Origin of the sequence: Kaistella haifensis DSM 19056 (genome assembly GCF_000735695.2) — a bacterium.
In the GTDB taxonomy this organism is placed as follows: Bacteria; Bacteroidota; Bacteroidia; order Flavobacteriales; family Weeksellaceae; genus Kaistella; species Kaistella haifensis.
In genome coordinates, this window is the sequence record NZ_JASZ02000038.1 from 1 (window position 1) to 14,331 (window position 14,331).

Genomic DNA, 14,331 nt, shown 5'->3' on the forward strand with positions numbered 1-14,331 from the left:
ATCCAAAGATGAAGTTTCTGATTTAAGATTGAATTATGTTTTTGTTTTTAATAAAGAAAAATTTATTAATAAACCTACATTATTGAATACGTTTTCTGCTTTACAATTAAAATGGACAAAACATTATAATAGATTTTATAATAAGATTTCATTTATTGACAATGATACTTTTATTAAAAAATATAAAATTTGAAGAAACTCGCATCATTTTTACTGAATAAAATTCCAAGACCAATGCTTATCAATCTAAGCATTTTTCTTCGCCCTTTAATCTATCTTTTTTTCAAAGGAAATAAATTCACCGACCCGATTGACGGGAAATCTTACCGGAAATTTCTACCTTATGGTTACGGAAAACAGCGTGAAAATGCGCTTTCTCCAGGAACTTTAAGTTTAGAAAGACATCGTCAAATGTGGCTTTATCTGCAAAATGAAACCGATTTTTTCACTAAAAAATACAAAGTTTTGCACATAGCTCCAGAACAAGAATTTCTCAGAAAATTTCGAAAAATGGATAATCTGCAATATATTTCTGCCGATTTATTTTCACCCATTGTTGATGTAAAAGCGGATATTTTAGATCTACCTTTTGATGACGAAAGTTTTGATGTGATTTTCTGTAACCATGTTTTAGAACATATCGAAGACGATAAAAAAGCCATGAGTGAGCTTTATCGAGTAATGAAAAAAGGCGGTTGGGGGATTTTCCAAGTTCCGATGAAGAATTCTTTAGAGAAAACTTACGAAGATTTTTCCATCAAAGATCCTAAAGAAAGACAAAAACATTTTGGCCAATACGATCACGTTCGTTGGTATGGAATGGATTATTTTGAAAGGTTAAGAAACTGTGGTTTTCAAGTGGATGCCAATTTTTATTCGAAAAAATTCTCCACAGCAGAAAGAACAAAATTCGGTTTGATAGAAAATGAAATTCTTCCGATCGTGAAGAAATTATAACTCAATTGTTTATTCACTATCTTTGCAAAAGTTTCAGAATGATTTTTTTTCATAAAATGATCAGAACTGAGCTACTTTAATTTTAATAAAAAAATGCACAAAGCAGGATTCGTAAATATCGTTGGGAAGCCCAACGCAGGTAAATCAACCCTTCTAAACCAATTGATGGGAGAGAAGCTGGCAATTGTTACCCAAAAAGCACAAACGACAAGACATAGAATTTTCGGAATTTATAACGAAGAGGATTTACAGATCGTCTTTTCCGATACTCCGGGGGTTTTAGAACCGAAATATGGTTTGCAAGAAAAAATGATGGATTTTGTAAAAGATTCTTTGCAAGATGCCGATGTTTTCTTGTTTATTGTAGATATTTTGGACAAAACAGAACCATTTGATTTTTTGGTTGAAAAACTCAATAAAATTCCGGTGCCGGTATTGATTTTAGTGAATAAAATTGATGCTTCCAACCAGGAAGATTTGGAAAAAGCCATGGAAATGTGGCACGAAAGAATTCCAAAGGCAGAGATTCTACCGATCTCCGCATTGAAAGGGTTTAACACCGAAGTTATTTTACCGAAACTGAAATCGCTTTTGCCGGAAAATCCGCCATATTACGACAAAGATCAATATACCGACAAATCTGAAAGATTCTTCGTAAATGAAGCAATCCGAGAGAAAATTTTGCTTAATTACGAGAAAGAAATTCCGTATTCGGTGGAGGTTGTCACAGAAATGTTCAAGGAAAAAGAAGGAATTATTTTCATTGATTCCATTATTTATGTTGAACGCGACACGCAAAAAGGAATCATCATCGGCCACAAAGGGGAAGCGATTAAAAAAGTAGGAACCGAAGCGAGATTAGATTTGGAGAAATTCTTTTCCAAAAAGATCCATTTGAATCTTTTCGTGAAAGTGAAAAAAGATTGGCGCAAAAACGATCGAGATTTAAAAAATTTCGGTTATCGATAAAGAGTTCGCTAATTCATTGACATTGCGAAGGAATTTTCTTATTTTTGATAAAATATTTTTTCATGAATTATTTAATTTCAACGAAAAGCAATCCGCGGTTAGTCGACATTGTATTGCTTGTCATCAGAATTTTTGTAGGATTTGCAATGTTGTCACACGGTTTTCCAAAACTTCAGCAATTATTATCCGGCGAAGAAATAAAGTTTTTTGATTTTCTTGGATTAGGCCCGAAAATATCATTAATATTGACGGTTTTCGCAGAATTTGTATGTTCCATATTTTTGATCTTGGGACTTTTCACCAGGTTTGCCGTTTTTTTCTTGGTGATTACGATGGCGGTTGCCGGATTGGTCGTTCATAGTGGCGATGCTTTTGACAAAAAAGAAGTCAGTTTACTGTATTTATCGATTTATCTTTTATTAATGGCATTCGGTCCGGGAAGATTTTCGATTGACCATTTGCTTACGAAAAGGAGAGAAACCTCTAACTGGTAATTCCAGTGATATTTAAGATAATTTTAAAACCTTCAGTAAATGGAGGTTTTTTTATGTACAAACATATTCTATTTAACATAATATAAATTATAGGAGTTTTTATGGTTTTGTTGGGATTAGTAAAAATGGTACAATTTCCGTATGTAAAAACGTTTCCAAAAATGCTCATAATTCCAGATTATCTGGTATGAAATTTATTATAGGCGATTCTCAGCGATTAGGATTTTGTTCTCTTTCTAAATTTTAAAAATTTTATTAAGATAAATTTAGATTTAAATATCATCTGGAAATATCTTTTAATACTTTTTAAAATCAAATTTATTTGAATGATTGACGAAATATTTTTTTCTGCAGGATTCTCACCGTTTAGATTCCTTTGAAAATTTAAATATTTTCTTCTAAAGCATCTGCGTTAAGCATAATTGAAATTGATATTAAGAAATCATCATCATAAAAATCAGCACAAATTTCATCTTTTATATTTTATTTTTCTTTCCTAAATTTTTGAATGAAAATCTAATTCTATTAACATAATGTGAAATTTTTTGAAAAAAAATAATTACTTTTACCCCAATTACTACTCTTATGAAAAATTATATTTTATCAGCATTTATCATGATTACAGCATTGAGTTGTGAGAAAAAATCTAGCGAAACGGTGAGTTCCCAAACCACAGCACACGATTCTGTAACTGTTCCCGAATCGAATGAACCGATAGAACCTTCTACTCTACAATCTTGCTATTTGGCGGCCAACGGAAAGGATTCTGTTTTTGTTTCTTTGGATGATAACTTAGGCACAATTACCGGAAAAATGCGCTATAAAAATTTCGAAAAAGACAGCTCTTCCGGTGATTTAATAGGAACCCAAAACGGTGATACTATTAAATTAAGCTATACTTTTCAAGCTGAAGGAACGACATCCGAACGAGAAATTTATTTCTTGAAAAAGAATAATGAATTAATCGAAGGAATTGGCGATCATAAAACTGAAGGAAACAAAGATTTTTATGCGAATCCAAATCAACTAAAATATGAAGGAAACACTTTGAAACAAATTGATTGTAACGGTTATGAGAAAAATTTTAATATCAAATAATCGGACTGATATTACAAAATATAAATAAGAGCAACCGAAACTTGGTTGCTCTTTTATGTGAAGGTGAAAAATTGCTTTCACCGAAGTTTTTTTATTTTAAATCTTATCTTTTAAAAAAAAGAAAATATTTATTAGATTTGCTTTATATGAAAATCGACGATAGTAAAAATAAGCAGGATTTACAGCAATTGATTGATACCCAGCAATTTGTTGAACATATATCGGTTGATTGTACCATTTTTGGTTTTGATAATGGTATTTTGAAAGTCTTACTTCTGAAGTACCATGATTTGGATGTATGGTCAATTCCGGGTGGTTTTGTTTTCAATGATGAAGACTTATCTGATGCCGCTTCCCGTGTGCTTTTTGAGAGAACCCATTTGTCGGATACTTTCCTCGAACAGTTCCATACTTTCGGACAGATTAATCGCACAGCCAACAATGCACACCAAATCCTACTCAAACATAAAAATATAGAAGTTCCACCCGATCACTGGATTTTCCAGCGATTTATCACGGTGGGATATTGCAGTCTGATAGATTTTAATTTAGCGGGAACCTTTCCCAATTCTCTCAACGAAACCTGCGCTTGGTTTGAGGTGAACAAACTTCCCAAACTGGCTTTCGATCATGAAAGAATTATCGAAGTGGGATTAAATCATATCCGTAAAAACATTGATACACAAATCGTTGCGAATAATTTGCTTCCGGAAAAATTCACCATGAAAGATTTACAAACCGTTTACGAAACGGTACTCGATGAAAAATACAGAAGAAACAATTTCCAACGGAAAATTCTTGCGCTCAACATTCTTGAAAGATTAGAGAAGTTTTTTGATGGTTCGGCAAACAAAGCTCCTTATTTATATAGATTTAGACGTAAAAACTAAAATCTTATTCTAATATTTTCCTTTAAAATTTGCCATATTTCTGAAAAATCCTAATTTTAGGCAAATCAAAAAATTATGTCATATTATCCGCTCACAACCATCCCAGATTATTATTTGATGGATGATCTTTTAACCGATGAACACAAGTTAATCCGTCAATCTGTTAGAGATTGGGTTGAAAGTTTTGTGATGCCCAAAATAGATGAAGCCGCGCAAAAACACACCGATATTCCGGGATTGATGAAAGAATTGGGGAAAATTGGAGCCCTCGGTCCATATGTTCCTGAAGAATACGGAGGAGCCGGTTTGGACCAGATTTCCTACGGAATTATCATGCAAGAATTAGAAAGAGGCGATTCTGCTGTTCGTTCCGCGGCTTCGGTTCAGAGCTCTTTAGTGATGTTCCCTATTAATGAATATGGTTCAGAGGAACAGAAAAGAAAATTTCTTCCTCAGTTAGCTTCCGGTGAAATGATCGGAGCATTTGGTTTAACGGAACCTAACCATGGTTCGGATCCCGGATCTATGGAAACTCGTTTCGAAGACAAAGGCGATCATTATCTATTAAATGGTGCCAAAATGTGGATTACCAATGCGCCTCTTTGTGATATCGCAGTAGTTTGGGCAAAAAATGACGAAGGTAAAGTACAAGGACTGCTTGTAGAAAGAGGTTTGGAAGGATTTACAACTCCGGAAACTCATAACAAATGGAGTCTTCGCGCTTCCAAAACTGGCGAATTGGTTTTCAATAATGTTAAAGTTCCCAAAGAAAATTTATTGCCAAAAGTAGTTGGTTTGAAAGGGCCTTTATCTTGTTTAAATTCTGCTCGATACGGTATTTCCTGGGGAGTTATCGGTGCTGCAATCGATTGTTTCTGTACTGCGGTGCAATATTCTAAAGAAAGAAAACAATTCGGGAAACCAATCGCATCTTTCCAGTTACAACAGAAAAAAATTGCAGAATTCCTTACCGAAATTACAAAAGCACAATTGCTTTGCCTTCAATTAGGAAATTTGAAAAATGCGCATAAAGCCACTCCTGCACAAATTTCTATGGCAAAGAGAAACAATGTGAAAATGGCGATCGATATTGCCAGAGAATCCCGACAAATGCTCGGTGGGATGGGAATCATGGGCGAATTCCCGATGATGCGCCACGCTGCAAACCTAGAATCAGTTATCACCTACGAAGGAACCCACGATATCCATTTGCTGATTACTGGAATGGATGTGACGGGAATTAACGCATTCGGATAAAATTTGTATTAAAAAAATAGACAAAACCAAAGTATGAAAACTGCTTTGGTTTTTTGTTAATGCAATTTTCCGGCACTTAACCACTCTCTTTTCACCGAAAATACTAAGATTTTTCACTTTCATTAAAATTTTTATCTTTGTTAAATATGGAAATTGATACAAAACAAAATGTTTCAAAGGAGATTTTATTAAAGGCTTTCAACCACATGATGCTTGCCAAAGCAATGGCAGATATCTATGAAGAAAACCGAAATATTTGCAAATATGTTCATTCTACTTCTCGCGGCCACGAAGCCATTCAGCTGGCAACGGCTTATCAATTAACCAACGAAGATTGGGTTTCGCCTTACTATCGCGACGAAAGTTTGCTGCTCGGAATTGGTTTTGAACCTTATCAATTGATGTTGCAACTTTTAGCAAAAGCAGAAGATCCTTTTTCCGGTGGCCGTTCCTATTACGCTCATCCTTCTAGTTTAGCTGAAAATTTCCCGAAAATTATTCACCAAAGTTCCGCAACCGGAATGCAGGCAATTCCTACTACCGGTGTAGCGCAAGGAATACAGTATATTGAAAATTTTAAACTACAAGAGTTTGAAAATAATCCTGTTATCGTTTGCAGTTTGGGTGATAATTCTATTACTGAAGGCGAAGTTTCGGAAGCTTTTCAATTTGCAGCGCTTCATCAATTGCCGATTATTTTCTTGGTTCAAGATAACGAATGGGGAATTTCTGTAACCAGAGAAGAAGCCCGAACTTCCGATGCCTACGATTTTGCTGCAGGTTTTGTCGGTTTAAATAGAATGCGCGTCAACGGAACCAATTTTGTTGAAAGTTTTGAAGCAATGAAGCAGGCGATAGATTTTGTTCGTACAGAACGAAAACCGCTTTTAGTTTGTGCAAAAACCGTTTTAATCGGGCATCATACTTCCGGTGTTCGAAGAGAATTTTATCGTGATGAAGAAGATTTAATTAAACATCGGGCACAGGATCCGGGAAATATTCTTAGAAATCAATTGTTGGAGAATGGTGTTGATGAGGATTTATTAAAACAAATTGAAAAGAAAGCTCGGCTGGAAGCTGAACAGGCATTCCAAAAAGCGATTGCTGCGGAAGATCCAAAAGCTGATACTGTAAAAAACCATGTTTTTGCATCTACGCCAATTATAGAAGAAGTGGGCGAACGCGAACCGAAAGGTCAGGAAAAAATTGTGATGGTTGATGCTGCGATCCATGCCATTCAGGAATTGATGTGGAAGCATCCCGAAGCATTGCTTTACGGACAAGATGTTGGAGAAAGAATTGGCGGGGTTTTCCGTGAAGCGGTGACTTTAGGAGCGAAATTTGGCAAGAAAAGAGTTTTCAATACTGCGATTCAGGAAGCTTATATAATTGGATCTACGATTGGGATGAGCGCTGTTGGCTTGAAACCGATTGTTGAGGTGCAATTTGCCGATTATATTTATCCTGGCATTAACCAGTTAATTACCGAAATTTCAAAATCAAATTATTTATCCAACGGAAAATTCCCGGTGAGCAATATTATTCGCGTTCCAATCGGTGCTTACGGCGGCGGCGGACCGTATCACAGCGGAAGTGTGGAAAGCATTTTGGCCAATATTAAAGGAATAAAAATCGCATATCCAAGCAACGCTGCGGATTTTAAAGGCTTGTTAAAAGCGGCTTATTACGATCCAAATCCAGTGATTATGCTCGAGCACAAAGGTTTATATTGGAGCAAAGTTCCCGGAACGGAAGAAGCAAAAACCATCGAACCTGCGGAAGATTATATTTTACCTTTTGGAAAAGGAAATGTAGTGATTGAAGCTGATGCTAATGAAATTGAAAAAGGGCGAACATTGGTCATCGTTACCTATGGAATGGGCGTTTATTGGGCAAAACAAGCCGTGAAAAATCATCCTGGTCGTGTTGAAATTATTGATTTAAGAACATTGATTCCTTTAGATGAAAATTTGGTTTTCGAAAGGGTGAAAATCCATGGAAAATGCATGGTTTTAACGGAAGAGCAAATTAATAATTCCTTCGCGGAAGCTTTTGCTCATCGTATTTCGAAAGCATGTTTCCGTTTCCTCGATGCTCCGGTTGAAGCCATGGGTTCACTGAATTTACCTGCAGTTCCAATCAATTTAATTTTAGAAAAAGAAATGCTTCCAAACGCGGAAAAAGTTTCTGAAAAAATTAGGGAAATGCTAAGTCATTAAAAACAAAAAAGCACCGAAATTGAAACGGTGCTTTTTTTATTTAAAATTTAAAAACTAATGGATTCATCGTGCTGAGAAAGATCAAGACCGATGTTCTCTGATTCTTCGGAAACCCGCAGTGGAATGATGAAATCGGTGATTTTGTAAAGCAACAACGCTCCAAAAAATGTAAACGCAGAAACCAAAACCAAAGCCATCATGTGATGCGCAAAAACCGACCAGCCGCCATGTAACAAACTTGCATTTTCGCCATGAGCAAAAATTGCGGTAAGAATCATTCCCATAATTCCTCCTACTCCATGACAAGCAAAAACATCCAAAGTGTCGTCGATTTTTTTGAGTTTTTTCCAATTCATCATTAAATTAGAAACAATTGCTGAGATAAATCCGATGAATAAACTTTCAGCAATCGTTACAAATCCCGCAGCTGGAGTAATTGCTACCAAACCGACAACCGCACCGATTGAGGCGCCTAAAGCAGAAACTTTTCTTCCATTGATTCGATCGAAAAATATCCAAGTGATCATTGCTGAAGCCGATGCTATTGTGGTAGTACCGAAAGCCATCGCAGCGGTTGCATTAGCCGCTAAAGCAGAGCCAGCGTTGAAACCAAACCACCCGAACCAAAGCATTCCGGTTCCTAATAAAACAAATGGAATATTCGAAGGTTTATGATGTGGATTTTTTCTTCTTCCTAAAACCATCGCTCCGGCAAGTGCTGCAAAACCTGCACTCATGTGAACTACCGTTCCTCCTGCGAAATCTTTTACCCCGAAAAATTTATTCAGTAAACCTTCCGGATGCCAAACCATGTGGCAAAGTGGTGTATAAATAAACAAGCTGAAAAGCACCATAAATAACAGATAGGAAATAAAACGAACCCTTTCAGCAAACGAACCCGTAATCAAAGCCGGAGTTATCACCGCAAACTTCATTTGAAATAATGCGAACAAAATAAAAGGAATTGTGGGTGCCATTAAATGGTGCGGAAGTGTTCCTACTCCACTGAGAAATGGGTAACTCAAAGGGTTTCCGATGATTCCGTAATGAACTCCATTTAAAGTGAAACCTAAACTTTCACCAAATGAAAGACTAAAACCAACCACAACCCATAAAATAGAAATCACGCCTAATGCAATAAAACTCTGCAACATCGTGGAAATCACGTTTTTGCTTCCCACCATTCCGCCGTAGAAAAACGAAAGTCCGGGAGTCATCAATAATACCAAACCTGCTGCAGCTAAAATCCAGGCAACATCGGCGCCTACAATTTTGTCTTCACTGAGGAATTCGCCCGTGTTTTCAAGGGGAATTTCAGTTTTCCAGAACAATGCAGCGATTGAAATGATTGTAATAATCACGAAAGAAGCAATCCATCTTTTCTCAATTTTCATAGTTTTTAATTTTTACCCCTGCGAATTTAATATTAATTTTTAAATAAATATATAATTTGAATGATAACCCCTTTAATTTTTAACATTAAATTAAATAAAGATAGCTTTTGAATTAAAATGGCTGCTAAAAAACAAGGTTTCGTCAGATTTAGTATTTTTGTAAAAATCTACCTTCAAAATGTCCGAAAATATTCAGAAAAAAATAGAAGATCTGCGTGAAGAACTTCATCAACATAACTATAATTATTACACTTTAGATGAACCTACGATTTCAGATTTTGAATTTGATTTAAAACTCAAAGAACTTCAGGAACTTGAAAAAAATCATCCTGAGTTTTACGACAGCAACTCTCCTACTTTGCGTGTTGGTGGCGAAATCACAAAAAATTTCCCGACGGTTCAACATCAGTTTCGGATGTATTCCCTCGATAATTCCTACGATTTTAATGATTTGGAAGATTGGGAAAAACGTTTACAAAAATCTCTCGATGATGACATTTCTTATGTAGCAGAACTAAAATACGACGGCGCTTCGATTTCGATTTTGTATGAAAACGGAAAATTAAAGGAAGCGGTTACGCGTGGCGACGGTTTTCAAGGAGATGAAATTACAGCCAATGTGAAAACAATCTCTGAAATTCCGCTTCAACTTCATGGCGATTTTCCTGAGAAATTTTACATCCGAGGAGAAATTCATTTAACCAGAAAAAACTTCGATAAAATCAACAAAAGACGCGAGGAAGAAGGTTTGGATCCCTTCATGAATCCTCGAAATACGGCATCCGGAAGTTTGAAAATTCAGGATTCCGCTGAAGTGAGGAAACGTGGTTTATCAGCGGTTCTTTACCAATTTATTGCTAATGATTTCCCTGCGAAAACACATTGGGAATTGCTTCAGAAAACCAAGTCGTGGGGTTTCAAAATTTCTGAGCAAGCGAAATTGTGCAATTCTTTGGATGAGGTGAAGGAATTTATAAATTTTTGGGACACACAAAGACATCAATTGGGATTTGATATTGATGGAATTGTAGTGAAAGTCAATGATTTAGCGCAACAAAAAACACTTGGTTACACCGCGAAATCTCCGCGTTGGGCAATGGCTTATAAATTTAAAGCTGAAAAGGTAGAAACCGAATTGCAATCGGTAACTTATCAAGTAGGAAGAACCGGAGCGATCACTCCTGTTGCGAATTTGAAACCTGTATTATTGGCAGGAACCGTCGTGAAAAGAGCGAGTTTGCACAATGAAGATATCATCAAAAAATTGGGTTTGCACGAACATGATTTTGTTTATGTGGAAAAAGGCGGAGAAATTATTCCGAAGATTGTCGGGGTAAATTTAGAGAAAAGAAACCCCGGAAATCTGGAAATTGAGTATATCAAAACTTGCCCGGAATGTGGAACAGAACTCATTAAAATTGAAGATCAAGCAATTCATTTTTGTCCGAACGATTTGCATTGTCCGCCACAAGTTGTCGGCCGAATGATTCATTATGTATCGAGAAAAGCTTTAAATATTGAAAATCTCGGTAGCGAAACCATCGAACAATTGTATCGTGAAAAACTGATCGAAAATCCGGCAGATTTTTATGCTTTAACCAAAGAACAATTGCTTCCTTTGGAAAGAATGGCGGAGAAATCTGCACAAAATATCATCGATGGAATCGAAAAATCCAAAGAAATTCCTTTCGAAAAAGTATTGTACGGAATTGGAATTAAGCATGTTGGAGAAACCGTTGCCAAGAAATTAGCCAAAAATTTCACTTCAATGGATGATTTGAGAAAAGCCACCGCTGAAGAATTGGTTCAGGTGGAAGATATTGGCGGAAAAATTGCCGAAAGCATCATCGCATTCTTCCAAAATCCGGAAAATATTTTGATGATTGATCGTTTGAAATCCTATGGCGTTCAGCTTGAAAAAGGCGAAAATACCAATGAGATTTTAAGCAATGTTCTGGAAAATAAAACCTTTCTTTTTACAGGAAAACTATCGCTTTTCACAAGAGATGATGCCGAAGAAATGGTGGAAAAACATGGCGGAAAAAACATTTCTGCTGTATCCAAAAACCTGAATTATTTGGTGGTTGGTGAGAAAGCGGGTAGCAAACTGAAAAAAGCGCAAGATATCGGAACTATTGAAATCCTCGATGAACAGCAGTTTCTGGATTTGCTTGGGAATTAATTTATTTTGGTTGCATTTTTGATTGTGTAATTTTATGAAGACACAAAATTATTCCAATCACCGGAAATACTATCCGCCACATCACTTTGTTTTGTTGCCTTTATTGATGATTTTATTAACAATTGGCTTGGTGAAATCTTTCAATGATGTTGCAAATCAATTGAGTTGGATTTTGTTTTCAATTGTCGTTTTTCTTCTATTGTATCTGGCCATCATGCTGCGTCAACATTACGCTTTGGGAAATCAGAATCGTATTATCCGGCTGGAATTTAAGCAAAGATATTTCGAAATTTTCGGAAAAAGATCGGATGAAATTGAAGAAAAACTCAATTTTGGACAAATAGCAGCTTTGAGATTTGCCTATGATGATGAATTTAAAATTTTACTGGAAAAAGCGTTAAAAGACAATATTTCCGGAGATGCGATAAAAAGATCCATCAAAAAATGGAAACCGGATTTTCATCGAGTTTAAATTTCTTACAATCAGCCAACATAAAAAATAAATATTATGAAAAAGTTTACATTACTTGGTTTGTCAGTATTCGCATTGACCTTATTGACTTCGTGCGAAGCAATTGAAACTATTTTTAAAGCCGGAATGTGGTGGGGAATTATCCTTGTCGTTGGCGTTATCGGATTGGTTTTATGGCTTTTGAGCAGAGGCAGAAAATAACCCGCTCCGCAAAGTCCCCCCACTTTGAGCAACAATATAGCCTCTAGCTCATGTCCGCAAAAACTAAACAGCATTAATCTCAACAAAAAATCCCGGCTCACAATGAACCGGGATTTTTATGATTACTCAATGAAATTTATCCGTTGTTGGTTACAGATAATTTCACTTCGATATTGTTTCTGGTCGCATTGGAATAAGGACAAATTTGATGCGCTTTATCCGTAAGTTCTTGCGCTTCTTCCAAGGAAACTCCCGGAATATTCACATCAAGTTCCACAGCAAGCCCAAATCCGCCGTTTTCAATTTGGCCGATGCTCACTTTTGCCGTTACGGATGTTTCGCCGGTTTTGGTTTTTGATAACATGATGACTCTGTTCAACGCGCTATCGAAACATGCGGAATATCCCGCTGCGAAAAGCATTTCCGGATTTGCGAAATCGTCATTCGCGCCGCCAAGTGCTTTCGGCATTCTTACTTCTAAATCTACGATGCCATTATCGCTTTTTACGTGTCCGTTTCTGCCGCCTTTTGCAGTAACACTAGTGGTGTACATTGGTTTCATAACTTATTTTTTGATGTTGTTGATTAATTGGTTTAAGGTATCTTTAAAGTTTTTCAGATCTTCTATTTGAACATGGATTTGTTCGAGCAACTTTTCGGGAATTCCGCAAGCTTGTTGTCTTAAGTTTTTGCCATTTTCTGTGAGGAAAAGTTGCACTACTCGTTCGTCTTCTTTATTTCTGATTCTGTTGATAAAGCCCTTGTTTTCGAGTCTTTTCAGTACGGGCGTCAATGTTCCGCTATCGAGGAAAAGTTTTTCTCCGATATGGGAAACCGCCAATCCGTCTTCTTCCCAAAGCACCATCATCACGAGGTATTGCGGATAGGTTAAATCCAATTCCTCAAGAATGGGCCTGTACAGTCCTGTGATTTCCTTGGAAAGAACATACAGCGGAAAGCAAATTTGTTCATCAAGTTTTAAAGATTCCGATTTTTCCATCATTTGTAGGGAAAAGGTTTATTTAGAAATTACAAATTCCTCCATGGGAATTCTTACTTTTTTCATGTTGGCAAGCCAGTCTTTTCCTTCGTCGCGGTAACCAAGGTAAAGCAAGGTTACACTTTTTAAGCCCATTTCACGAAGTCCTAAAATTTCATCCACCACTGCATTGCTGAAACCTTCCGCAGGAGTGCTGTCGATTTTCAATTCTGCAGCTTGTGCCATTGCCAATGCAAGGGAAATATAGGTTTGACGGGCAGTGTGTGCAAAATGCTGCTCTGGAGTTTGCGCACCGTAGATTTGTTTCAACTGATCAGTGTAGCTGCTGAATCTGCCTTTTGGCAAATCTCTTACATCGGTATGATAATCATAAACTTTGTCTATTTTTTCGTCGGAATAGCTGTCCCAAGCTGCAAAAACCAATACATGAGAACAGTCTTTCATCACTTCTGGGTTCAGTGCGCCGGCTACCATTTTTTCTTTTAATTCTTGGTTTTCAACAGAAATAATTCTGAATGGTTGAAGTCCGGATGAAGTTGGAGCCAATCTCGCCGCTTCTAAAATGCTGTTCAAATCTTCCTTTGAAACTTTTTTGGTTGGGTCATACGCCTTCACTGCGTGTCTCCATTGTAGATCTTCTAATAATGACATTGATATTTTATTTTAAATTAATGGTAAAATTCTTTTTGATTTTAAGTTTTCTTAAAAATCATGGTGCAAATGTACAACCAAATTAAATTGCGCACAATATAATTGCAATAAATAGATATTAGATAAAATCTATCAGTCAAACAACAGAAGGCATGGATTGGTAACCCCTGTCTATTTATAATCTTTGAAAAGGAAAAGTCAACAAGTTTTTATAAACAAAACCAGCAAGTAAAGCGGACACGGATTGCAGATCCGCGCCTTAAACAACATGTAGCAATGATGATGAATGGATTGGCGCAAAGTCAGGAGACATTCTGCAGCGGGGCTAGCCAAAATCAACTTGCTCCGTAGGAGTAATATCTTAGTAGTTTTTACGAAATAGAGAGTCCATGAGCGCCGTAGGTGCGGCATCTTAATAATCACATCATGAGAGAAATAAAATTAAACAAAGTCAATCCTTTCGCGTGGCCATTTGTTTTAAATCTGGTAATCTAAGATAGAAATATTTTTTAAAATGACCACACGATACAATCTTCCGGTAGCGAGG

The 14,331-nt window shown here is 36.4% G+C and carries 15 protein-coding genes; 11 read left to right on the forward strand and 4 right to left on the reverse strand.

Annotated features, from left to right (window positions below):
• From AP75_RS14555 to AP75_RS12715, 8 genes are all read left to right on the forward strand, one after another.
• Positions 1 to 193, forward strand: a 193-nt coding sequence (locus AP75_RS14555; protein WP_221404546.1) for a hypothetical protein, incomplete at its 5' end; no start/stop codon positions are given.
• Positions 190 to 957, forward strand: coding sequence for a class I SAM-dependent methyltransferase (locus AP75_RS12685; RefSeq protein WP_088264904.1), 768 nt, complete (start codon positions 190 to 192; stop codon positions 955 to 957). The genes AP75_RS14555 and AP75_RS12685, both read left to right, overlap by 4 nt.
• A 93-nt stretch (positions 958 to 1,050) precedes the next feature.
• Positions 1,051 to 1,926, forward strand: a complete 876-nt coding sequence (gene era, locus AP75_RS12690; RefSeq protein ID WP_088264905.1) for a GTPase Era — start codon at positions 1,051 to 1,053, stop codon at positions 1,924 to 1,926.
• A gap of 62 nt (positions 1,927 to 1,988) precedes the next feature.
• Positions 1,989 to 2,420, forward strand: a complete 432-nt coding sequence (locus tag AP75_RS12695) for a DoxX family protein (RefSeq protein ID WP_088264906.1) — start codon at positions 1,989 to 1,991, stop codon at positions 2,418 to 2,420.
• Positions 2,421 to 3,005: 585 nt separating this feature from the next.
• Complete coding sequence (locus tag AP75_RS12700; RefSeq protein ID WP_034767490.1) at positions 3,006 to 3,518, forward strand: hypothetical protein; 513 nt, start codon at positions 3,006 to 3,008, stop codon at positions 3,516 to 3,518.
• 146 nt (positions 3,519 to 3,664) lie between these two features.
• On the forward strand, positions 3,665 to 4,408 hold the full coding sequence (locus tag AP75_RS12705) for an NUDIX hydrolase (protein WP_031503856.1): 744 nt from the start codon (positions 3,665 to 3,667) through the stop codon (positions 4,406 to 4,408).
• Positions 4,409 to 4,483: 75 nt separating this feature from the next.
• A complete protein-coding gene (locus tag AP75_RS12710) occupies positions 4,484 to 5,665 on the forward strand; it encodes an acyl-CoA dehydrogenase family protein (protein WP_031503854.1) in 1,182 nt (393 codons plus the stop codon).
• A 146-nt stretch (positions 5,666 to 5,811) separates the two neighbouring features.
• The gene (locus tag AP75_RS12715) at positions 5,812 to 7,884 is read left to right on the forward strand and encodes an alpha-ketoacid dehydrogenase subunit alpha/beta (RefSeq protein ID WP_088264907.1); all 2,073 of its coding nucleotides are present in this window, start codon (positions 5,812 to 5,814) and stop codon (positions 7,882 to 7,884) included.
• Positions 7,885 to 7,931: 47 nt separating this feature from the next.
• Here the strand turns inward: AP75_RS12715 and AP75_RS12720 are convergent, their stop codons facing one another.
• The gene (locus AP75_RS12720) at positions 7,932 to 9,278 is read right to left on the reverse strand and encodes an ammonium transporter (RefSeq protein ID WP_031503852.1); all 1,347 of its coding nucleotides are present in this window, start codon (positions 9,276 to 9,278) and stop codon (positions 7,932 to 7,934) included.
• 178 nt (positions 9,279 to 9,456) lie between these two features.
• Here AP75_RS12720 and ligA point away from each other — a divergent pair, with 178 nt between their 5' ends.
• From ligA to AP75_RS12735, 3 genes are read left to right on the forward strand one after another with little or no spacing between them, the layout of a single operon-like run.
• Entirely contained in the window at positions 9,457 to 11,460 is a 2,004-nt protein-coding gene (gene ligA, locus AP75_RS12725; protein ID WP_088264908.1) for an NAD-dependent DNA ligase LigA, read from the forward strand.
• Between the two features lie 34 nt (positions 11,461 to 11,494).
• Entirely contained in the window at positions 11,495 to 11,932 is a 438-nt protein-coding gene (locus tag AP75_RS12730; protein WP_031503850.1) for a DUF6526 family protein, read from the forward strand.
• A 36-nt stretch (positions 11,933 to 11,968) separates the two neighbouring features.
• Positions 11,969 to 12,133: a phosphatidate cytidylyltransferase gene (locus AP75_RS12735; RefSeq protein ID WP_084186131.1), complete on the forward strand. Its 165-nt coding sequence runs from the start codon at positions 11,969 to 11,971 to the stop codon at positions 12,131 to 12,133.
• Positions 12,134 to 12,269: 136 nt separating this feature from the next.
• Here the strand turns inward: AP75_RS12735 and AP75_RS12740 are convergent, their stop codons facing one another.
• From AP75_RS12740 to AP75_RS12750, 3 genes are read right to left on the reverse strand one after another with little or no spacing between them, the layout of a single operon-like run.
• Entirely contained in the window at positions 12,270 to 12,695 is a 426-nt protein-coding gene (locus tag AP75_RS12740) for an organic hydroperoxide resistance protein (RefSeq protein ID WP_031503844.1), read from the reverse strand.
• 3 nt (positions 12,696 to 12,698) lie between these two features.
• Entirely contained in the window at positions 12,699 to 13,136 is a 438-nt protein-coding gene (locus AP75_RS12745; protein WP_317043848.1) for a MarR family winged helix-turn-helix transcriptional regulator, read from the reverse strand.
• Positions 13,137 to 13,151: 15 nt separating this feature from the next.
• Complete coding sequence (locus tag AP75_RS12750) at positions 13,152 to 13,784, reverse strand: NAD(P)H-dependent oxidoreductase (RefSeq protein ID WP_088264909.1); 633 nt, start codon at positions 13,782 to 13,784, stop codon at positions 13,152 to 13,154.
• Positions 13,785 to 14,331 lie beyond the last annotated feature (547 nt).